This is a genomic window from Bacillus sp. m3-13, assembly GCF_000175075.1.
Lineage (GTDB): Bacteria > Bacillota > Bacilli > Bacillales > Bacillaceae_I > Sutcliffiella_A > Sutcliffiella_A horikoshii_C.
The window spans coordinates 114,279-135,530 of the sequence record NZ_ACPC01000019.1; the positions used below are offsets into that span (position 1 = coordinate 114,279).

At 42.1% G+C, this 21,252-nt stretch carries 18 protein-coding genes and 23 tRNA genes; 40 read left to right on the top strand and 1 reads right to left on the bottom strand.

The window, feature by feature from the left end:
- Positions 1 to 95 precede the first annotated feature (95 nt).
- From M313_RS0111020 to M313_RS0111075, 11 genes are all read left to right on the top strand, one after another.
- Positions 96 to 377, top strand: a complete 282-nt coding sequence (locus tag M313_RS0111020; protein ID WP_010195162.1) for a CopG family ribbon-helix-helix protein — start codon at positions 96 to 98, stop codon at positions 375 to 377.
- A gap of 4 nt (positions 378 to 381) precedes the next feature.
- On the top strand, positions 382 to 732 hold the full coding sequence (gene ndoA, locus M313_RS0111025; RefSeq protein ID WP_010195163.1) for a type II toxin-antitoxin system endoribonuclease NdoA: 351 nt from the start codon (positions 382 to 384) through the stop codon (positions 730 to 732).
- Positions 733 to 1,029: 297 nt separating this feature from the next.
- Complete coding sequence (gene rsbRA, locus M313_RS0111030) at positions 1,030 to 1,860, top strand: RsbT co-antagonist protein RsbRA (RefSeq protein ID WP_010195164.1); 831 nt, start codon at positions 1,030 to 1,032, stop codon at positions 1,858 to 1,860.
- Positions 1,857 to 2,213 (top strand): STAS domain-containing protein, encoded by a 357-nt coding sequence (locus M313_RS0111035; RefSeq protein WP_010195165.1) that lies wholly within the window; start codon positions 1,857 to 1,859, stop codon positions 2,211 to 2,213. Before rsbRA ends, M313_RS0111035 begins: the two co-directional genes overlap by 4 nt.
- A gap of 3 nt (positions 2,214 to 2,216) precedes the next feature.
- Entirely contained in the window at positions 2,217 to 2,618 is a 402-nt protein-coding gene (locus M313_RS0111040; protein WP_010195167.1) for an anti-sigma regulatory factor, read from the top strand.
- Positions 2,619 to 2,633: 15 nt separating this feature from the next.
- Entirely contained in the window at positions 2,634 to 3,641 is a 1,008-nt protein-coding gene (locus M313_RS0111045; protein WP_010195168.1) for a PP2C family protein-serine/threonine phosphatase, read from the top strand.
- A gap of 76 nt (positions 3,642 to 3,717) precedes the next feature.
- Entirely contained in the window at positions 3,718 to 4,026 is a 309-nt protein-coding gene (locus M313_RS0111050; RefSeq protein ID WP_010195171.1) for an STAS domain-containing protein, read from the top strand.
- Positions 4,027 to 4,074: 48 nt separating this feature from the next.
- The gene (gene rsbW / locus M313_RS0111055; RefSeq protein ID WP_010195173.1) at positions 4,075 to 4,551 is read left to right on the top strand and encodes an anti-sigma B factor RsbW; all 477 of its coding nucleotides are present in this window, start codon (positions 4,075 to 4,077) and stop codon (positions 4,549 to 4,551) included.
- Positions 4,526 to 5,311, top strand: a complete 786-nt coding sequence (gene sigB, locus M313_RS0111060; RefSeq protein ID WP_010195175.1) for an RNA polymerase sigma factor SigB — start codon at positions 4,526 to 4,528, stop codon at positions 5,309 to 5,311. The genes rsbW and sigB overlap by 26 nt, the downstream gene beginning before the upstream one ends.
- A complete protein-coding gene (locus tag M313_RS0111065) occupies positions 5,308 to 5,907 on the top strand; it encodes a PP2C family serine/threonine-protein phosphatase (RefSeq protein ID WP_010195176.1) in 600 nt (199 codons plus the stop codon). Before sigB ends, M313_RS0111065 begins: the two co-directional genes overlap by 4 nt.
- Before the next feature lie 284 nt (positions 5,908 to 6,191).
- On the top strand, positions 6,192 to 8,378 hold the full coding sequence (locus M313_RS0111075) for a Tex family protein (protein ID WP_010195179.1): 2,187 nt from the start codon (positions 6,192 to 6,194) through the stop codon (positions 8,376 to 8,378).
- Positions 8,379 to 8,934: 556 nt separating this feature from the next.
- Here the strand turns inward: M313_RS0111075 and cmpA are convergent.
- A complete protein-coding gene (gene cmpA, locus M313_RS25235) occupies positions 8,935 to 9,045 on the bottom strand; it encodes a cortex morphogenetic protein CmpA (RefSeq protein ID WP_010195181.1) in 111 nt (36 codons plus the stop codon).
- Positions 9,046 to 9,374: 329 nt separating this feature from the next.
- On the opposite strand from cmpA, the gene M313_RS0111085 reads away from it, so the two are divergent.
- The 29 genes from M313_RS0111085 to M313_RS0111225 all read left to right on the top strand — a co-directional run bounded on the left by M313_RS0111085 (position 9,375) and on the right by M313_RS0111225 (position 20,961).
- Positions 9,375 to 9,848, top strand: a complete 474-nt coding sequence (locus M313_RS0111085; protein ID WP_029326275.1) for a SprT family protein — start codon at positions 9,375 to 9,377, stop codon at positions 9,846 to 9,848.
- 167 nt (positions 9,849 to 10,015) lie between these two features.
- Positions 10,016 to 10,090: transfer RNA gene (locus M313_RS0111090), tRNA-Asn, on the top strand.
- A gap of 3 nt (positions 10,091 to 10,093) precedes the next feature.
- Positions 10,094 to 10,184, top strand: a tRNA-Ser gene (locus tag M313_RS0111095).
- 8 nt (positions 10,185 to 10,192) lie between these two features.
- Positions 10,193 to 10,264: transfer RNA gene (locus M313_RS0111100), tRNA-Glu, on the top strand.
- A gap of 49 nt (positions 10,265 to 10,313) precedes the next feature.
- Positions 10,314 to 10,389 (top strand) — tRNA-Val (locus M313_RS0111105).
- Between the two features lie 42 nt (positions 10,390 to 10,431).
- Positions 10,432 to 10,506, top strand: a tRNA-Gln gene (locus M313_RS0111110).
- Positions 10,507 to 10,522: 16 nt separating this feature from the next.
- Positions 10,523 to 10,606, top strand: a tRNA-Leu gene (locus M313_RS0111115).
- A 26-nt stretch (positions 10,607 to 10,632) separates the two neighbouring features.
- Positions 10,633 to 10,718: transfer RNA gene (locus M313_RS0111120), tRNA-Leu, on the top strand.
- 107 nt (positions 10,719 to 10,825) lie between these two features.
- Positions 10,826 to 10,902: transfer RNA gene (locus M313_RS0111125), tRNA-Arg, on the top strand.
- A 4-nt stretch (positions 10,903 to 10,906) separates the two neighbouring features.
- Positions 10,907 to 10,983 (top strand) — tRNA-Pro (locus M313_RS0111130).
- A gap of 18 nt (positions 10,984 to 11,001) precedes the next feature.
- Positions 11,002 to 11,074: transfer RNA gene (locus M313_RS0111135), tRNA-Ala, on the top strand.
- 174 nt (positions 11,075 to 11,248) lie between these two features.
- Positions 11,249 to 11,325: transfer RNA gene (locus M313_RS0111140), tRNA-Met, on the top strand.
- Between the two features lie 4 nt (positions 11,326 to 11,329).
- Positions 11,330 to 11,407 (top strand) — tRNA-Ile (locus M313_RS0111145).
- A 15-nt stretch (positions 11,408 to 11,422) separates the two neighbouring features.
- A tRNA-Ser gene (locus M313_RS0111150) sits at positions 11,423 to 11,516 on the top strand.
- A 46-nt stretch (positions 11,517 to 11,562) separates the two neighbouring features.
- Positions 11,563 to 11,641: transfer RNA gene (locus tag M313_RS0111155), tRNA-Met, on the top strand.
- Positions 11,642 to 11,644: 3 nt separating this feature from the next.
- Positions 11,645 to 11,721 (top strand) — tRNA-Asp (locus M313_RS0111160).
- Positions 11,722 to 11,777: 56 nt separating this feature from the next.
- A tRNA-Phe gene (locus M313_RS0111165) sits at positions 11,778 to 11,850 on the top strand.
- Between the two features lie 14 nt (positions 11,851 to 11,864).
- A tRNA-Thr gene (locus M313_RS0111170) sits at positions 11,865 to 11,940 on the top strand.
- 26 nt (positions 11,941 to 11,966) lie between these two features.
- Positions 11,967 to 12,039 (top strand) — tRNA-His (locus M313_RS0111175).
- 7 nt (positions 12,040 to 12,046) lie between these two features.
- A tRNA-Gly gene (locus tag M313_RS0111180) sits at positions 12,047 to 12,120 on the top strand.
- Between the two features lie 7 nt (positions 12,121 to 12,127).
- Positions 12,128 to 12,204, top strand: a tRNA-Ile gene (locus tag M313_RS0111185).
- Positions 12,205 to 12,231: 27 nt separating this feature from the next.
- Positions 12,232 to 12,306 (top strand) — tRNA-Asn (locus M313_RS0111190).
- Between the two features lie 4 nt (positions 12,307 to 12,310).
- Positions 12,311 to 12,401 (top strand) — tRNA-Ser (locus M313_RS0111195).
- Between the two features lie 8 nt (positions 12,402 to 12,409).
- A tRNA-Glu gene (locus tag M313_RS0111200) sits at positions 12,410 to 12,481 on the top strand.
- 538 nt (positions 12,482 to 13,019) lie between these two features.
- The gene (gene glgB / locus M313_RS0111205; RefSeq protein WP_010195183.1) at positions 13,020 to 14,903 is read left to right on the top strand and encodes a 1,4-alpha-glucan branching enzyme; all 1,884 of its coding nucleotides are present in this window, start codon (positions 13,020 to 13,022) and stop codon (positions 14,901 to 14,903) included.
- Between the two features lie 4 nt (positions 14,904 to 14,907).
- Positions 14,908 to 16,065, top strand: coding sequence for a glucose-1-phosphate adenylyltransferase (locus tag M313_RS0111210; RefSeq protein WP_010195184.1), 1,158 nt, complete (start codon positions 14,908 to 14,910; stop codon positions 16,063 to 16,065).
- Positions 16,066 to 16,101: 36 nt separating this feature from the next.
- Positions 16,102 to 17,118 carry a GlgC family sugar phosphate nucleotidyltransferase gene (locus M313_RS0111215; RefSeq protein WP_010195186.1) on the top strand — a complete coding sequence of 339 codons (1,017 nt, stop codon included), beginning with the start codon at positions 16,102 to 16,104 and terminating at the stop codon, positions 17,116 to 17,118.
- Positions 17,115 to 18,566: a glycogen synthase GlgA gene (gene glgA, locus M313_RS0111220; protein ID WP_010195188.1), complete on the top strand. Its 1,452-nt coding sequence runs from the start codon at positions 17,115 to 17,117 to the stop codon at positions 18,564 to 18,566. Before M313_RS0111215 ends, glgA begins: the two co-directional genes overlap by 4 nt.
- Positions 18,556 to 20,961 (top strand): glycogen/starch/alpha-glucan phosphorylase, encoded by a 2,406-nt coding sequence (locus tag M313_RS0111225; protein WP_010195191.1) that lies wholly within the window; start codon positions 18,556 to 18,558, stop codon positions 20,959 to 20,961. Before glgA ends, M313_RS0111225 begins: the two co-directional genes overlap by 11 nt.
- Positions 20,962 to 21,252: the final 291 nt, after the last annotated feature.

Below are 21,252 nucleotides of genomic sequence, written 5' to 3' on the forward strand. Positions count from 1 at the left end.
AGAATTCGCTAAATGGACTTTGCAATTATCGGCAATGATGGTATTATGGAATATGGAATAGTATTATGTGTCTGTAGTTCTTGGAGGTGTATGCTGTGTCTGAATCCAGCGCAACAACTGAAATCTTGATTCGATTACCTCAAAACTTAGTGTCGGAATTAGATGGTTTGGTAAAACAAGAAAACGGCAATCGAAACGAATTAATCTTTCAAGCAACAAAGATGTATCTTCGCGAGCGCAAAAAGCGTCAAATTCGCGAGTCCATGAGACGTGGCTACATGGAAATGTCTAAAATCAATCTAAACATTGCATCTGAAGCTTTCTTGGCTGAATATGAGGCGGAGCATACGGTTGAACGCTTAGTTAGCGGGGGGTAATCATTTGATTGTCAAACGCGGTGACGTTTATTTTGCTGATTTATCCCCGGTTGTTGGGTCTGAGCAAGGAGGCGTTCGACCAGTACTTGTCATCCAAAATGATATCGGAAATCGATTTAGCCCGACCGTTATAGTAGCTGCCATTACTGCTCAAATCCAAAAAGCCAAACTCCCAACACATGTAGAGATCGATGCGAAGCGTTATGGTTTTGAACGTGACTCTGTTATCCTGCTCGAACAAATTCGAACAATTGATAAACAAAGATTAACGGACAAAATTACTCATCTTGACGAAGAGATGATGGACAAAGTGGATGAGGCGCTTCAAATAAGCTTAGGACTTATTGACTTTTAATATTTGAATCCGTTTTTTCGATAAGAAGCTATTCACAAGCGCGTGAGTAGCTTTTTTATTTTGTATCGACAGAATACCCCTAGCTGTATGCGGAAATCAACAGCGGTGTTGTACCAAATAACACTCATTTCTAAGAAGATACCACCATAATTAGGTAAATAAACCACATTTATGGATGAACTGGGATTAAACATATTTGACTTTTAAAACAATAAAAATTTATAGTTGTATTAGTATAGCTAAAATTATTTGTCGAATTTATAAATATATCTATTACTGAAAAAAGGAGCCGGGATAATGAATCAAAACATAATCACGTATATTGATGAAAACCGAGAGACTATTTTTAACCAATGGATTGAAGGCATGGATGAAATCGGTGAAAAGAAAGAATTGAAAGCCATTTCTGATAAGGTGTACCTGAGCACAAGCAGAGAATACATCAATTTATTATTGAACAACATTAGTAAAGATTTGGACAACCTTTCTGTGATATTAACCGATTTTGCCGAGAAAATTGTTCGATTCGGTTGGCCTCTCATTTATGTGACAGAAGGTCTTTCATTATTCGGGAAGATTGTATTTGAGGGAATGACGAAAGAGGAAACGGACGATAGCCAAAAAGTTGCCCTGATGTATGATTTTGATCAATGGCTCCGACCGGTCTATAACGAGATTGTAAAAACGTATACAGGGTCTTGGGAACATACAGTGTCTATGCAGAAAATCGCATTACAAGAATTGGCTGCACCCCTTATCCCGGTATTTGACAAGATTTCTGTCATGCCGCTTGTGGGTACAATCGATACAGAACGCGCAAGACAAATCATGGAAAACCTTCTTCAAGGTGTTGTAAAGCACCGTGCTGAAGTGGTCTTAATAGATATTACAGGTGTACCGGTTGTCGATACGATGGTTGCGCACCATATTATTCAGGCAGCGGAAGCGGTAAGACTTGTAGGTGCAAAATGCTTATTGGTTGGAATTCGTCCTGAAATCGCCCAGACTATAGTTAATTTGGGCATTAACCTGGATCAAATTATTACGAAAAACTCCCTGAAAAAAGGGATTGAAACAGCGCTTGAAATGACAAACAGAAAAATTGTGACTGCGGGGGATCAAAAGTGAGAATACCTATATTAAAGCTTCACAATTGCCTATTAATTTCTATTCAATGGGAACTAGATGATCAAACAGCGTTGCAATTTCAAGAGGATCTTCTAAATAGAATACATGAAACAGGAGCAAATGGAGTTGTCATTGATTTGACCTCTGTTGATATGATTGATTCATTTATTGCAAAAGTGCTTGGAGATGTAATCAGCATGTCGAAACTTATGGGAGCGCAAGTCGTTCTGACAGGGATTCAACCTGCTGTAGCCATCACTTTAGTGGAACTCGGAATCCAATTGGATGAAGTGTTCACGGCACTAGATTTAGAAAAGGGTCTAGAGAAATTACAACAGGAACTGGGGGAGTAAACAATGACTGTCCAATCCTGTGTAAAAATAAGAAACGAATGGGACATAGTAGCTGCCCGACAAATGGGTAGAAATGTTGCCAAAGACCTCGGTTTCGGCACAGTAGACCAAGCGAGGATAACTACAGCAATTTCGGAGTTGGCTCGGAATATTTATTTGTATGCAGGTACAGGTCAAATTTGTATTGAAGAAATGGATGAGTATGGAAAAAGAGGACTGAAAGTGGTTGCCACAGATGATGGTCCTGGAATTCCTGACATTCGACAGGTGATGGAAGATGGGTTTTCCACATCAGGAGGCCTTGGAGCCGGATTGCCTGGAGTAAAGAGGTTAATGGATTCGTTTCAGATAGATTCTTCTTCTGGGGAAGGAACGACAATCCATGCCGTAAAGTGGGTTCGCTAGAAGGGGGGATAACCCGTGAATTACGATAAATTAGAATCAGAATATAAAGAAATACTTTCTGCCTACCTGAACCGCCAGTCAGAGGAAGCCCTCTATAAAGGGCAGGAATTCAGTCGCAGAATACTTGGGGAGAAAGTTTCTCCCGAAGAAATTATCAGTGTGCATAAAGCGATGCTGCAAGATCTTTCTCCAGAGATACCGGATAATATCCTGCATTCTTTGGATTTCCTACTTGAAGTGATGATCGGTTATGGGATTGCTTACAGGGAGCATCAAAGCCTTCGCCACAGGCAACAAGAGATTCAAACGGAGATTGAAATTGCAGCTAATGTCCAGCAGACACTACTTGAGACGAAAATTCCTGAGACGAATTCAGTGGAGATCGGCGCGATAAGTGTTCCTGCCAAACACATGAGCGGGGATTATTATCATTTTGTCCATAACGAAAAGGATTCGTTTAGTGTCGCTATTGCGGATGTTATCGGAAAAGGAATTCCGGCTGCGATGTGTATGAGTATGATCAAGTATGCGATGGACAGTTTACCAGATACTAGAGTTGCGCCAAGCTATGTTCTTGGCAATTTAAATAGAGTAGTGGAGCAGAATGTCGATGCGAGCATGTTCATCACGATGTTCTACGGTATGTATGACCTTCACAAACATCTCTTCTCATTCTCTTCTGCGGGGCACGAACCACCGTTGTATTTTGATGCGAAGAAAAATGAATTCTATGAACTCGATGCGAGAGGGCTTGTCCTTGGTATCGATAGACTTGCAACCTATCAACAGTATGAAAAAAGCATAGAAGTCAATGATATGGTAATCCTTTTCTCTGATGGAGTGACAGAGTGCCGTACAGAGGAAGGATTTATCGAGGTTGATAAAATAATAGATTTAATCAGGTCATATATCCACTTACCGCCTCAAGCCATTGTCGAGCTTGTATATAGAGACCTTGAGAAAATCCAGGACTTTCAGCTCAGAGATGACTTTACTTTAATTATTTTAAAAAGAAAGGTTTAAATGTTTGAGAAGCGGGTATTTAGTATTGGGATGACCTAAAAATGGAATTCTAATTCATGTTTGAGGTGACGAAAGAATGAATATGGACATTCAGATAAAAGAAGATTTAAATCAGACGCTTGTCGTCCTAGAAGGGGAAATAGATGCCTATACTGCACCAAAGGTAAAGGAAAAGGTAGCCCCTTTATTAGAAGATTTTTCAGGAGAACTAGTATTTGATTTATCAAGTGTTAATTATATGGACAGCACAGGCTTAGGGATGTTTGTAGGTTTCTTTAAAACCGTAAAGGCAAACAACGGTGTCTTTCGTCTGGTAGGGTTATCGGATCGTTTAAAGAGATTGTTTGATATTACAGGTTTAGCAGGAATCATGGAGATAAAATAGGCTGCATGTAGCAGTCGATAAATAAGTTCACTTAAAGGTGGGGGAACAATGAACCGGGCTTATGATTATATAGAAATGTCGTTTCCAGCGAAGGCTGAGTACGTCGGAGTCATCCGACTTACCTTGTCTGGAATTGCGAATCGTATGGGCTTTTCATACGATGAAATTGAAGATATCAAAATTGCCTTAAGTGAAGCTTGTACCAATGCGGTCGAGCACGCTTATAAGCAGGACGAAAAAGGTAATATTCGAATCGGATTCGGTATTTACAAAGACCGACTCGAGTTAGTGGTAGCTGACAATGGACAAAGCTTTGATTTCGACAAAGTAAGGGAAGAATTAGGTCCATACACCGAGTCGCAACCAGTAGAAACTTTGCCAGAAGGAGGGTTAGGATTATTCTTAATCCAAACGCTGATGGATGATGTGAAGGTGCACAGCAATCAGGGCGTTACAGTCTTCATGACAAAGTATGTACAAGGAGAGCAGGTGGAAAGGGATGCGGAATCAATCTCCGTCCAGTAAGCTGGATGTTAATATGCTATTAGAGCGGTACCAACAAGACGGTTGTGAAGTATCGCAGTTGCAATTAGTAGAGCATTATACTGCACTTGTTGAATCCATCGCTCGAAAATATTCAAGAGGCAAAGCCTTTCATGAAGACCTCTCTCAAGTAGGGATGATTGGATTGCTCGGTGCCATGAAGCGTTTCGATGCAAGTTTTGGCCGAAGTTTTGAAGCATTTGCTGTTCCAACGATTATCGGAGAAATTAAACGTTTCCTTCGAGATAAAACTTGGAGTGTCCATGTTCCGCGCAGGATCAAGGAAATTGGACCGAAGATAAAGTCTGCTGTGGAAGAATTGACAAATGAACTTCAACGTTCACCAAAAGTATTTGAAATCGCTGATTACTTGGAAGTTACCGAAGAAGAAGTGTTGGAAGCGATGGAGATGAGCCAGAATTATCAAGCTCTTTCTGTCGATAATGCCATCGAGGCTGATTCTGATGGAAGCACGGTAACCATTCTCGACATCGTAGGAAACCAAGATGCCGGGTTTGATCAAGTGGATCAGCAGCTTCTATTACAAAAGATTTTCCATGTGCTTTCAGAAAGAGAAAAACAGATTATCGAATGCACATTTTTCAAGAATATGAGTCAAAAAGAAACAGGGGAAAAGTTGGGTATTTCGCAGATGCATGTATCAAGACTGCAACGCAAAGCGCTAACTAAGCTGAAACAAGCATTCATGGAAGATAATGCAAACACGGAGATTTTTTCATGATTGAACAATTCAAACATGAAAAAGCGAACGTGAATGCCTACCAGAATGCGAAAAACGGAATGTATTTTTGTGGGGACAGCTACTACGTAAATACAACGGATGACTACTTTTTATGTGTAGTTGCAGATGGTTTAGGTAGCGGAGAATATGCACACGATGCTTCACAAGCAGTTATTTCCGCTGCCAAAGACCATGAAACTGAGGACGTTTCCGTTATCATGAAAGCTTGTAACGAAGCGATGAGGAATAAGCGCGGTGCAGCGGTTTCTGTGCTGAAAGTCAACTATGACCAGCAAGAGGTTGTGTACAGCTGTGTTGGGAATATTCGATTTTTCCTATATCCTCCGACAGAAAAGCTTATCTACCCACTGCCGGTCAAAGGCTACCTATCTGGAAAACCCCAAACACTTAAAACTCATCGTTTTCCCTACAGTTCCAAAATGAAGTTTTTCATCTACTCAGATGGTTTGAATATCCCATCCGTAAAAAAATACATCAAAGACATCCCATCCGCCACCTCATTGCTGGAAATAGCCGCAATGTTCACAGGCAATGGCATGGACGATGTAACCATCATCTCAGGTGAAATTCACTAGGGAGATCGTATTCTAGCTTTTTGCAAATGATTGTGGAAACTTTCGTTGATCGCAGTGGAAGGCACGAAGACTTCTATGGGAGGAAGGGACAAGGGAGACCCCGCATGGCGAATGCCCGAGGAGGCTTCCGGACCGCCCGCGAAAAGCGAAGTGCCTGGAACGGATTTTAAAAATATTAGGGTTTTCAATTAAGCCAAGGCTGACATTTCCATGTTAGTCTTTTTTCTTTGTCCGAATAATTTGCTAAAATAGAAGATGGGTTAATATGTTGGGAGGCTACAAAATTGGAATGGAACGATAAAAACGAGCAATTGGTCAACCTATTAGTGAAAGACGTAGAAGTGACAAAAGGACAAGCCAAGAAAGTAATAGCACTTTTAGAAGAAGGCAACACCGTTCCTTTTATCGCCAGATACCGAAAAGAACAAACAGGCTCTCTAGACGAAGTACAAATCAGAGCTATCATGGAAAAATGGCAATACATACAAAACCTTGAAAATAGAAAAGAAGAAGTTACCCGCCTAATCGAGGAACAAGGGAAACTCACACCAGAACTGAAAGCCAGTATTCTAAAATCAACCAAACTACAACAGGTGGAAGACCTCTACCGTCCATACAAACAAAAACGACGCACAAAAGCGACAGTTGCCAAAGAGAAGGGATTAGAACCTTATGCCGAGTGGCTGCTCACATTCCCGTCCTCTCCTTCACTTGAAGAAAAGGCGGCAGAATTTTTCTCAGAGGAAAAAGAAGTGTCAACCGTTGAAGAGGTATTAGAAGGAGCAAAGGACATTCTTGCGGAAACCTTTTCTGATGAACCAACTTATCGCCAATATATCCGTGACGTTACCTATAAACAAGGCAAGGTCGTATCAGCCGTTAAGAAAGCGGAAAAAGACGAAAAAGAAGTTTTTGCGATGTATTACGAGTATGAAGAAGCGATCTCACGAATCCTACCGCATCGAATCTTAGCAGTGAACCGCGGAGAAAAGGAAGAAGTCTTGCGAATTTCCATAGCTGCTCCAGCAGAAAGAATCGTGGAATACCTTAATCGCCAAGTGATTAAACGAGAAACTTCCATTGCTACACCTCTCATAAAGGAAGCGATTGAGGACGGATATAAGAGATTGATTGAACCGGCGATCGAGCGTGAAATTAGAAAAGAGCTGACAGAGAAAGCGGAAGAGCAAGCCATCCATATTTTCTCGGAGAACTTAAGAAACCTCCTTCTTCAACCACCTCTTAAAGGACGAGTGGTTTTAGGGGTGGACCCTGCTTATCGAACAGGTTGCAAACTTGCGGTAGTCGATGAAACAGGCAAAGTTCTTCATATAAGTGTAATCTACCCGCATACATCCGGGGAGAAGAAACGAGAAGAGTCCATTAATAAGCTATTAGACGTACTATCCACGTTCAAAATTGAAGTAGTGGCAATAGGAAATGGGACGGCATCAAGGGAGACGGAGCAATTATTAGCAGATGTCATCCAACAAAGCGGAAAGAGCATCTCTTACTTGATCGTTAATGAAGCGGGTGCGAGTGTATATTCCGCATCTGACTTGGCGAGAGAAGAATTCCCGGATCTTCAAGTGGAAGAAAGAAGTGCTGTCTCTATTGCCCGCAGACTGCAAGACCCGTTGGCGGAGCTTGTGAAAATAGACCCGAAATCGGTTGGAGTCGGTCAGTACCAACATGACGTGGCACAAAAGCGTTTAGCGGAATCCTTGAATTTCGTTGTAGAAACCGTTGTAAACCAAGTGGGCGTGAATGTGAACACCGCATCTTCTTCTTTGTTGCAATATGTAGCAGGATTATCAAAGACCGTTGCTACTAATATCGTGAAAAAGCGGGAAGAAGAAGGGAAGTTCGCTAGCAGGTCAGACCTAAAAGGTATTCCGAGACTAGGGGCGAAAACCTATGAGCAATGTATCGGCTTCTTAAGAATTATAGACGGAAAACAACCGCTGGACAGAACGGGCATCCACCCGGAAACGTATAGCGATGTTAAGAAGTTATTGAAGCAATTAGGAACGTCTGAAAAAGAAATCGGAACGGAAAAGCTGCAGCAAGCCCTGAAAGATGTAGATGTGGCAAAGCTTGCCGAAGACTTAAACATCGGTCCTATTACTCTTCAGGACATCATCGATTCTCTCATCAGACCGGAAAGAGATCCTCGTGATGATATGCCTACCCCGCTACTTAAGCAGGATGTATTGAAAATGGAAGATCTGCAAAAAGGAATGGAACTAGAAGGAACAGTCAGAAATGTCGTGGACTTCGGCGCATTTGTTGATATCGGCGTAAAGCAAGACGGCCTTGTCCATATCTCAAAACTGAGCGATCGCTTTGTAAAACACCCGCTTGACGTTGTCTCTGTCGGTGATATTGTCACTGTCTGGGTCGATGGAGTGGAAGTGAACAAAGGGCGAGTATCCCTAACGATGCTGCAACCCCAAAAGCAAGAAGTATAGGAAGATAAAATAACCCCCGAACAACCAAGTGAACAGGTTGTCGGGGGTTCTTCTTCATTCTTTTGGGTTCTTGATCGCCGGGATGAAGACAACAGTGAGGAGAGATCAGGAAGAGAGAGGTCCTCATTAGCGTTATGAAGACATCAGTGAGGAGAGATTAGGAAGAGAGAGGTCCTCATTACCGTTATGAAGACATCAGTGACTAGAAATTTGGAGGAGAGAAGTCCTCATCGGCGTTATGAAGACATCAGTGACGAGAAATCAGGAGGAGAGATGTTCTCATTAGCGTTATGAAGACATCAGTGACGAGAAATTTGGAGGAGAGAAGTTCTCATTAGCGTTATGAAGACATCAGTGACGAGAAATTTGGAAAAGAGATGTCCTCATCGCAATATGAAGCTCTTGGTGACAAGGGATTTTAACGAAATAGTCAAGAGGAGATCAAAGGGAAGATCTGGCAAGTTCAATGTTTCAAAGGTATGCCAAAACCGAGAAAACGTCCCAAGAAATTATGATCTTGGGACGTAGTTTTAGCTCGCGTTAACGATTTTGTTCTTCAAGTATTCTTCTTATGATAGAAAAACCAGCACTGATTCAACATTTTTATCTGATATCGATCTTTCTCCAGGTATGCGCGTTGCATCTGCTTCCTAAACCAAGTCGGCATCTTTCACTACCCCCTTCAACCTTTAAACTTGAAGGCTCATAATGAGGGGCTGTTTAGGTAAAGATTGTTGCAGGTTAGTGAGTGTATGAGTGGATTGGAGCGGAAGGCGCTCGACTCCGGCGAAAGGTAGCGGTAGACTTGAGACCCCACAGCGCAGCGAGGAGGCTCAAGCACTGCCCTGCGGAAAGCGAGTGCCTGCAGCGGAAAGAAACGGCAAAACTTCAAAGGGAAAACAACAATCTTATAGAAACCAGCCCAACATAAATGACTTATTTTTTTCTATACTATGCAGTATAATGGGGAGGGTTCGAATGAAAGGTGGAGGACACATGGAAGACAAAGAACTACAGAAGTTAATAGAAGGAATCTCCCTAAAGCATTTCAACAGACCTTTCCTTCACAAAGCATCATTCAATCACCGACTGAAAACAACCGGAGGAAGATACCTCACCTCCACAAGCAACATCGAAATCAACAAGAAGTATTACGACGCCCTGGGTATGGACGAGCTAGTAGGCATCATCAAACACGAACTATGCCACTACCACCTGCACATTCAAGGTAAAGGCTATAAACACCGAGATGCTGATTTCCGATTCTTACTTAAAAAAGTGGGGGCCCCAAGATTTTGTACGCCCATTCATACAACTACATCCAAGCCGAAAACTTTTCGTATATATGAATGTGTGGATTGCCACCTGCAATACAAAAGAGTAAGAAGAGTGAATACAAACAAGTATAGATGTGGAAAATGTAGAGGGAAGTTAAGAGAAATAGAAAAGCGTGTTGACACACAACCATAAAATATGATAATTTATTCTAGTCGCTGTTTTAAAAAACGGCTGGATGACAATTATGATAATATATCATTTTTGTTCCGAAAAAACTTGACTTTTAAGTACAAGCTTATTAAAATAAAAGCAGTCGGTTGCGACGAAAGACAACGTTATCCGACACACCGTAGCATTATTCCACCATAGCTCAGCGGTAGAGCATTCGGCTGTTAACCGAAGGGTCGTAGGTTCGAATCCTACTGGTGGAGCCAAATGGAGAAGTACTCAAGTGGCTGAAGAGGCGCCCCTGCTAAGGGTGTAGGTCGTGTAAGCGGCGCGAGGGTTCAAATCCCTCCTTCTCCGCCATCTATTAAGGCCCGTTGGTCAAGCGGTTAAGACACCGCCCTTTCACGGCGGTAACACGGGTTCGAATCCCGTACGGGTCACTACAAAGTGGGATGCAAAACATTCTTGTTTTGTTTCCCATTTCTATCTGGAGGATTAGCTCAGCTGGGAGAGCACCTGCCTTACAAGCAGGGGGTCGGCGGTTCGATCCCGTCATCCTCCACCAGAGGGACTTAATACTAACCTTCTAAAGTTAAATCATCTTCGATGGGCTATAGCCAAGCGGTAAGGCATCGCACTTTGACTGCGACATGCGTTGGTTCGAATCCAGCTAGCCCAGCCAACTTTATAAAATGTATGCGGGTGTGGCGGAATTGGCAGACGCGCTAGACTTAGGATCTAGTGTCTTTGACGTGGGGGTTCGAGTCCCTTCACCCGCACCATACATTTATACTAGCCATTCATTTTCGCGGTCGTGGCGGAATGGCAGACGCGCTAGGTTGAGGGCCTAGTGGGGGCAACCCCGTGGAAGTTCGACTCTTCTCGGCCGCACCAAAAACACCGAAAAAATAATTTCAAAAAAGTGTTGACACAAAATGCTGGATTTGATATTATAGTTAAGTCGCCTCTGAGAGGGACATCAAATAAACAACTTATATGAAGCGCCCGTAGCTCAATTGGATAGAGCGTTTGACTACGGATCAAAAGGTTAGGGGTTCGAGTCCTCTCGGGCGCGCCATTATCGGGGAGTAGCTCAGCTTGGTAGAGCACTTGGTTTGGGACCAAGGGGTCGCAGGTTCAAATCCTGTCTTCCCGACCATTAAATCCCTTAGAATTTGGGGCCTTAGCTCAGCTGGGAGAGCGCCTGCTTTGCACGCAGGAGGTCAGCGGTTCGATCCCGCTAGGCTCCACTTTAATACTTTTTATGAAATACTTATCTTTTTGGCGGTGTAGCGACGAGCATTACTACATGAATTTGCTCCAAGTTGTCCCGACGGATTTACACCCTGAATTTGCTTGCAGAGGAAGGGACACAGACCAGTAACATTGGTGCCAGTAAATCTAATGAAATACTTTATCTTTTTGGCGGTGTAGCTCAGCTGGCTAGAGCGTACGGTTCATACCCGTGAGGTCGGGGGTTCGATCCCCTCCGCCGCTACCAAAAAGGACCCTTTAGCTCAGCTGGTTAGAGCAGACGGCTCATAACCGTCCGGTCGTAGGTTCGAGTCCTACAAGGTCCACCAGTTCTTTCTATACGCGGAGGAATACCCAAGTCCGGCTGAAGGGATCGGTCTTGAAAACCGACAGGGGTGTCAAAGCCCGCGGGGGTTCGAATCCCCTCTTCCTCCGCCATAATATTTTAGATGATATGGTGAGTATAGAGAAGTAATATTGTTATCGCGGGGTGGAGCAGTCCGGTAGCTCGGTCGGGCTCATAACCCGAAGGTCGCAGGTTCAAATCCTGTCCCCCGCAACCAAATGGTCCCGTGGTGTAGCGGTTAACATGCCTGCCTGTCACGCAGGAGATCGCCGGTTCGATCCCCGGTCGGGACCGCCATTTTTTATCTTAATAGTTTGGCTTTGTATTAAGGTTTACACTATTAATTATATTACGGCTCGGTAGCTCAGTTGGTAGAGCAATGGACTGAAAATCCATGTGTCGGCGGTTCGATTCCGTCCCGAGCCACTTTGATTTTAAATGCCGGTGTAGCTCAGTTGGTAGAGCAACTGACTTGTAATCAGTAGGTCGTGGGTTCGACTCCTATCGCCGGCACCATCTTTTACTAAGTAAATATTATTATGGCGGTTGTGGCGAAGTGGTTAACGCACCTGATTGTGGTTCAGGCATTCGTGGGTTCGATTCCCATCAGTCGCCCTTTTTAGCGGGTGTAGTTTAATGGTAAAACCTCAGCCTTCCAAGCTGATGTCGTGGGTTCGATTCCCATCACCCGCTCCATTTTTGTGGGCCTATAGCTCAGCTGGTTAGAGCGCACGCCTGATAAGCGTGAGGTCGGTGGTTCGAGTCCACTTAGGCCCACCATTTTTTATATACACCGTTTTGTTTTATTCCACCATAGCTCAGCGGTAGAGCATTCGGCTGTTAACCGAAGGGTCGTAGGTTCGAATCCTACTGGTGGAGCCATTCTGGGGAAGTACTCAAGTGGCTGAAGAGGCGCCCCTGCTAAGGGTGTAGGTCGTGTAAGCGGCGCGAGGGTTCAAATCCCTCCTTCTCCGCCAGAATATCTGGCCCGTTGGTCAAGCGGTTAAGACACCGCCCTTTCACGGCGGTAACACGGGTTCGAATCCCGTACGGGTCATCAAAAGTTGTGGTATTTTATAAATACTATGGCTTTTTTTATTTGTCCAAATTCTCCTCGTAAGTACTTCAAAACTTCTCTCCAAATAATGAAATTTGTTTGCATTTTATTTTAAAAATAGGAAATTCCTAACTCATACAATACCCTTCTGCGAAACAAACAAAACCTCATTTTGAAAAGTAAAATTATTATTTCAATATAATCTATCTGTGTAAGCGTGTACATTTATTCTTGTGGGCTATATTAAGCACAAAAACTTTTCGACAAAAACCAACACTTCTCCTCCTAATTTTTAGGCTAAATTTCTTGCATTGTAAACCCTTCCATAAATGCTGATATAACGCAATTTCAAGTAGAGCAACAATGAAAACGGTTTCCTTAAATTGCTTGTTTTTTACATACCAGTCTCTAAAAATAAATATTGTTGATTTATGTCATACGATTTCGACTTGTCGGATAAAGGAGAATATTATAAAAAAGAGAATAGTAGTGTATAACAATATTCTTTTTTATAAGGAATGATGGAAGGGTGAAAAAATTGATTGCTACGAGTGCGACGGATTTTCAGCTGCACCTTTTTCATGAGGGAACATTGAATAAAAGTTATGAGCTTTTTGGCTCACATTTAGTACGTCATCGTAAAAAGGTGGTAGGAACAAGGTTCACTGTATGGGCGCCTAATGCCAAGAAGGTGCGTGTAATGGGCTCTTTCAATGAGTGGAATGGTGAGGTGCATCCACTAGAAAAATTAAATAAAGAAGGTGTTTGGAGTATCCAAATAGATGAAGACCTATTGGGTCATTTATATAAATACGAGATTGTTACACAATCGGGTGAAATACTACATAAAGCGGATCCGTTTGCTTTTCATGCAGAAGTAAGACCTAAAACAGCGTCAATTGTGTATGACCTAGAAAGATTTAAATGGAAAGATCAGAACTGGCGCAGGAAAAAGAAACGAAAACTGGTTTATGAAAAACCGATGTTTATCTATGAGCTGCACCTTGGTTCATGGAAGAAAAAGAATGATGGAGAACTTTACTCCTACACAGAATTAGTTACGGAATTAATTCCTTATATTAAAGAACATGGATTTACACATATAGAATTACTTCCTTTAGTGGAGCATCCATATGACCGCTCATGGGGGTATCAAGGTACGGGGTATTATGCTGCGACAAGCAGATATGGAAATCCTAAAGAGTTAATGGCGTTTATTGATGCATGCCACCAAGAGGACATAGGGGTGATATTAGACTGGGTACCGGGGCATTTCTGTAAAGATGCTCATGGGCTATATATGTTTGATGGGGCACCTGTGTTTGAATATAAAAACTACCATGATCGCGAGAATGAAGTATGGGGCACGGCAAACTTTGATTTAGGAAAGCCTGAGGTAAGGAGCTTTTTAATTTCAAATGCATTGTTCTGGATGGATTATTTCCATGTTGACGGCTTTAGAGTGGATGCAGTAGCCAACATGCTTTATTGGCCAAACTCAAAGGAAGAGCATGCGAACCCTTTTGCACAAGAATTTTTGCAAAAACTGAATGAAGCGGTATTTGAACAGGATTATAGTGCGCTTATGATTGCAGAAGATTCTACAGATTGGCCACTAGTTACCTCCCCTACCTCTAGTGGAGGGCTTGGATTCAATTACAAGTGGAATATGGGTTGGATGAATGACATTTTGCGGTACATGGAGACTGCTCCTGAGCAAAGAAAACATCTACACGATAAAGTGACATTCTCCATCGTCTATGCATTTTCCGAGAATTTCATTTTGCCTTTTTCCCATGACGAAGTGGTTCATGGCAAAAGATCTCTGTTAAACAAAATGCCTGGAAATTATGAAGAAAAGTTTGCGCAATTACGGTTGCTGTACGGATTCTTCTTGACACACCCTGGAAAGAAGCTTCTCTACATGGGCGGGGAGTTTGGGCAGTTTGATGAATGGAAGGACCTTGAACAGTTGGATTGGTTTTTAGTAGACCAGTATGAATCCCATCAACAGATGCATCATTATTTCAAGGAACTGTTGGCTTTTTATCAGCAATATAAAGCCTTGTATGAATTGGATCATGACCCTAATGGATTTGAATGGATTGATGCAGATAACCGTGAGCAAAGTGTCTTTTCCTTTATCCGAAAAGGAAAAAAACCTGCAGATACGCTAGTAGTAGTTTGTAATTTCACAGGAGTTTCCTACGATGAATTTAAAATTGGCGTGCCTTATCTAACAGAATATGAAGAAGTTTTTAGTTCTGATGCACAAGAATTCGGTGGAAACGGCCGGATAAATGATCAGGAAGTTAGTGCTGTAGAAGGAGCATATCACGGAAAGGACTATCATATGATGGTCAATGTTGCATCATTTGGCGTAAGTATATGGCGTCCTAAGAAAATTAGAGGGGAGAGATAACGCGATGGCGAAAAATAAATGTGTAGCAATGTTATTGGCAGGGGGAAAAGGGAGCAGGCTCAGTTCCTTAACAAAAACGTTGGCAAAGCCGGCTGTTCCTTTTGGAGGGAAGTATAGAATCATCGATTTTGCATTAAGTAACTGTACCAATTCAGGGATTACTACCGTTGGAGTTCTGACCCAGTATCAACCATTGGTATTAAATTCTTATATAGGTATTGGTAGCACATGGGATTTGGACCGTAAAAATGGAGGGGTGACGGTATTGCCTCCTTACACCGAATCTTCAGGTGTGAAATGGTATACAGGGACAGCAAGTGCCATCTATCAGAATATCAACTATCTCACTCAATATGATCCTGAATATGTCCTAATTCTTTCTGGTGACCATATTTACAAGATGAATTACGAGGAAATGCTAGACTACCATATTAAAAAGGATGCGGATGTATCCATTTCAGTGGTGGAAGTTCCTTGGGAAGAAGCAAGCAGGTTTGGAATCATGAATACGAACGATAAGCTCGAAGTGGTGGAGTTTGATGAAAAGCCAGCGCATCCAAAGAGTAATCTGGCTAGTATGGGAATCTATATTTTCAAGTGGTCCGTTTTAAAGGAATATCTTGAAATGGATGATCGAAACCCTGAATCCAGTCATGACTTCGGCAAGGATGTCATTCCTTTGTTATTGGAAGAGAATAAGAGTTTGGTAGCATATCCTTTTAAGGGTTATTGGAAGGATGTAGGAACGGTAAAGAGCTTGTGGGAAGCAAATATGGATCTGTTAAAAGAGGATTGTGAATTAAATCTCTTTGAATATGACTGGCGTATCTATTCTGTCAATCCAAATCAGCCTCCTCAATTCATTGCACCATATGCAGATGTAAAGGATTCTCTTGTTAACGAAGGATGTTTCATTGAAGGGAAGATTGATCACTCCGTATTATTCCAAGGTGTGAATGTAGGGAGAAACTCAGTAATCCAAAACTCAGTAATCATGCCAGATGCCATTATTGGTGAAAATGTCTATGTGAATAAGGCAATCATTCCTTCAGGGATTAAAATTCCTGATGGTGCAGTCATTTGTCCGGAGAAGAATGAAGACGAGATTATTTTAGTAACAGAGGAAATGATGGATAAAGGGATTTTCTCTACAGCCCGATAATAGACGGAAAATCAAACACAGGAAGGGTGTCCATTTATGAGTAAATCAATGTTAGGAATCATCGATGCAACAATCCATAATGAAGAAATGCAGGAGTTAACGTTAAAACGTTCCATAGCAGCAGTTCCTTTTGGGGGGCGCTATAGACTGATTGATTTTGTCCTATCCAACATGGTCAATTCAGGTATCCAAAATGTTGCGATTTTCCCCCGTTATCAGTATCGCTCCCTGATGGATCACCTTGGTTCAGGAAAGCAGTGGGATCTGGATCGTAAACGCGATGGGTTGTTCTTTTTCCCAAGTTCCGAAAATGAAAACACAGGTTCGTTCCAACATTTCAAAGAAAATGTGGACTTTTTCGGGCGCAGCAATCAAAAATATGTCGTCATAGCAAATAGTTTTACCGTATCCAATATGAATTACAAATTGATTCTAGATCGTCATATCCAAAACAGATGCGATATAACCCATGTGGTAAAAGAAGATGAAACGTTGGATATGTATGTCCTCGAGAAGGACCTTTTGGTGAAATTATTCATGAATCATGAACAAACGGGGTATAGAAGTATCATGGATGTAGTAGAGGATATTACAAGCGGATATAAAATTTGCAACTATGAATATACCAATTATGCCGCCGTAATTGATTCACTGGAAAGTTACTATGAGCATAGCTTGGAATTGTTGGATCCTGTTGTTTGGAAGCAGGTTTTTGTAAAAGATCATCCTGTCTTCACAAAGGTTAAAGACGAGCCTCCAACAAGCTATTCCAAGGATGCTTATGTAAAGAATTCCATGATTGCAAACGGTGCCATCATTGAGGGGCATGTTGAGAACAGTATTATCTTCCGAGGTGTCAAAATCGGAAAAGGGACGGTAGTCAAAAACAGTATTGTCATGCAAAAAGGCGTTATCGGAGAGAATTGTGTTTTAGATTCCGTCATCTTAGACAAAGATGTAAAGGTAGAAGACGGTACAAGTTTAACAGGGAAAACAGATTCCCCGTATTTAGTGAAAAAAGGATCGGTACAAGGAGCTCTGATGAATTCGTGAAGGTATTGTTTGTCGTATCTGAATGTGTCCCGTTTGTGAAGTCTGGAGGCTTAGGCGATGTTGCGGGTGCATTGCCTAAGGAATTAAAGAAACTAGGTACGGACGTACGAGTTATCTTACCTAAATATGGTCAAATACCCGAAGTATTTAAAAACAAAATGAAAAGAGTACAGACCACTTTTGTGGATGTGGGCTGGCGTCATCAATACTGCGGCGTGGAAAAATTGGTACACGATAATGTAACCTATTATTTTATCGATAATGAATACTACTTTAACCGCGATTCCCTGTACGGTCACTTTGATGACGGGGAACGCTTTTCCTTTTTCTGTCGTGCCGTATTGGAAAGTATGACTGCTATTGATTTTATTCCAGATGTCATTCACTGTCATGACTGGCACACAGGGATGGTCAATTTTATCTTGGAGCGGGAATACAAACAGAATCCAAGGTTTGAGCATATTCAAAGTGTATTTACGATCCATAACCTTCAATTTCAAGGTGTGTTTCCGCCAAGTATCTTGCATGATTTATTACGTATTGACAGTAAACATTTCAATGCTGATGAGTTGGAGTTTTACGGGAATGTGAATTTCATGAAGGCAGCATTGGTTTCATCCGGGTATATTACGACGGTAAGCCCCACTTATAAAAATGAGATTCAGACCGCTTATTTCGGCGAAAAGCTGGATGGAGTTCTCCGTCATAGAAATGATGCGTTAGTAGGAATCATTAACGGGATTGATGATGATTTGTATAGTCCTGAAACGAACGAGTACATTGAAGCAAATTATTCCGTAAGTAAAATGGGAAATAAAACGTTGAATAAAGCAGCCTTGCAAAAACTATGCGGATTACCTGTAAAAGAGGAAACACCGATCATTGCGATGGTAAGCAGGTTGACCAAGCAAAAAGGATTGGACCTTGTTACATGCGTGCTGCATGAAGTATTGAATGAGGATGTACAGATTGTCGTGCTTGGAACAGGTGAACCTCAGTTTGAACATTACTTCCGAGAGTTATCATATCAACATCCTGAAAAAGTGAAAACGTTCATTGGTTTTGATGAACCGCTTGCTCATCAGATCTATGCAGGTGCAGATATGTTTTTAATGCCGTCCAAGTTTGAACCGTGCGGACTCGGTCAGCTAATAGCCTTGCGTTATGGTACTATACCAATTGTACGTGAGACGGGTGGACTGAATGACACGGTACATTCTTATGATGAAACGACGTTGGAAGGAAACGGATTTTCCTTCACCAACTTTAATGCCCATGATATGCTTCATACCATCAGGCGTGCCATAAGCATGTATGAGCAGCCAAAAGTGTGGGACGGTATCATGAAAGAAGCAATGGAGCGCGATTATAGCTGGGCTAAATCGGCGTTTAAATACAATCAATTGTATTCAACACTAATGGCTAGGAGTGGAGTGCATGTTCTCTAATAAAGAGAAATTCAAGGCTGCTTTTTTAAGGAAATTGGAGAGTATGTACGGAAAGAGCTTCCAGGAATCGACTTCAAGAGATCATTATCATACACTCGGTAACATGGTAAGAGAATATATCAGCTCCAACTGGATTGCCACTAACGAACGAAATCGCGCGGCTGATGAAAAACAAGTGTACTATCTTTCTATTGAGTTTTTGTTGGGGAGATTATTGGGAAGTAATCTCTTGAATCTTGGAATTCAAGAAGTGGTGGAAGAGGGCCTGAAAGAACTGGGGCTTGATTTCTCTGCCATTGAAGAGATTGAAGCAGATGCAGGTCTTGGAAATGGTGGTCTAGGCCGACTAGCAGCCTGTTTCTTGGATTCCCTTGCTTCTTTAGACCTTCCTGGTCATGGATGTGGCATCCGTTATAAACATGGTTTATTTGACCAGAAGTTTGTGGACGGCTACCAAGTGGAACTGCCTGAACAATGGCTTAGGCACGGAAACGTCTGGGAAGTAAGGAAGCCAGATCAAGCTGTGGAAATCAATTTCTGGGGCAAGGTGGAGTCTTATATAGAGGATGGAAAAGAGAAGTTCAGGCATGCAAAAGGGGAGGCCATCACAGCAGTGCCATATGATATGCCGGTTGTCGGCTATCAAACAGATACGGTAAACATGTTAAGGCTCTGGAGTGCCGAGCCTGCTCCTTTTCCGACAAACAAGGATATCATGCAATACAAAAGGGATACAGAAGCAGTTTCCGAATTTCTTTATCCGGATGATACCCATGATGAAGGAAAAATACTGCGTTTAAAACAACAATATTTCCTTGTTGCAGCAAGTATCGGAAGCATTATCCGATCTTATCGAAAGAAAAATGGTAGTTTAATAGATTTTCATAAAAAAGTGACCATCCACATTAATGATACCCATCCAGTGCTGGCAATTCCGGAACTGATGCGGATTCTTTTGGATGAAGAAAATATGAGCTGGGAACAGGCTTGGGAAATCACCTCTCATACGATTTCTTACACCAACCATACAACTCTTTCTGAAGCATTGGAAAAATGGCCGACCAATATTTTTCAGCCATTGCTGCCGCGTATATATATGATTGTAGAAGAGATCAATGAGCGTTTCTGTGCAGATTTATGGAAAAAGTATCCCGGTCAATGGAGTCGAATCGAAGACATGGCAATTCTTGCGCATGGATTAGTAAAGATGGCTCATCTAGCAGTGGTTGGTAGCTTCAGTGTCAACGGTGTGGCAAAGATACACACGGAGATATTGAAAAATCGTGAAATGCGTTTATTTTATGAGGCTTTTCCTGATAAGTTTAATAATAAAACAAATGGAATTACACACCGCAGATGGTTATTGAAAGCAAATCCCCAATTAACCTCGCTCATACAGGATACGATTGGTCATGGATGGATGAAGGACACGACACAACTTCGACAGCTTGATGTATATGCAAACGATTCCGCTTTTTTGGAGAAGTTAGACCAAGTGAAGCGGGCACGGAAACAGATTCTTGGAGAGCGTATTAGAAAACAAACAGGAATCGTTATTGATTCAGACAGTATTTTCGATGTACAAGTGAAAAGGCTGCATGCATACAAACGTCAGCTGTTAAATGTTTTTCATATTATGTATCTATATAACAGGTTAAAAGAGGACAGTAGTTTTGATATACATCCTAGAACGTTTATTTTTGGAGCTAAAGCTTCCCCTGGTTATTATTATGCTAAAAGAGTAATCAAATTAATAAACTCTCTGGCGGATAAGGTGAATAATGATCCTTCCATTAATGGACGCTTAAAGGTTATCTTTCTAGAAAACTATCGAGTATCGTTGGCTGAGGATATATTCCCGGCCGCGGATGTAAGTGAGCAAATTTCTACTGCCAGTAAGGAAGCTTCCGGTACAGGAAATATGAAATTCATGATGAATGGGGCTTTGACGATCGGTACACTTGATGGTGCTAACATTGAGATTAAGGAAGAGGTCGGAGAAGAAAACATGTACATTTTCGGCCTTACTGCAGAGCAGGTCTTGAATTATTATCAAAATGGTGGATATAGATCGAGTGAGTATTACCATCATGATAAGCGGATACAGCAGGTTCTCGAACAGCTAATCAACGGATTCTTCCCGGATGTGGATGACCATTTTGAACCAATTCATGATTCCTTACTTATGCAAAACGATGAGTATTTCGTCTTGAAGGATTTTGCGTCGTACATTGATGCCCAGGAGCGGGTGGATGCAGCCTATCGTAACCGTAATCACTGGCTGACGATGAGCGCTAAAAACATTGCCCATTCCGGTTTCTTCTCAAGCGACCGCACCATCAGACAATACGCCAACGAGATCTGGGGCCTAGAACCAAGCTACAGCAAACGATGACTGCAAGAGGAAAAGATAAGAAACTGTATAAACTGTTGATTTCCGTTCCAGGCGCTTCGCTTGCCTGCGGGCGGTCCGTGAGCCTCCTCACAACGCTTAAGGGGTCTCACCTGTCCCTTCCTCCCGGGGGCGTCTGCGCGCCATCAACTTCAATCAACAAGGTAGTTTCAATCACTAAAGATCAACGAAAATGCATTTGAAAGAGTTAACTGTAACCTTTTCGTTCTCGTAATTTCTAGCTGTGGATTGGAGCAAATGGCGAAGACTCCTGAGGGAGATAGCGCTAGGTGG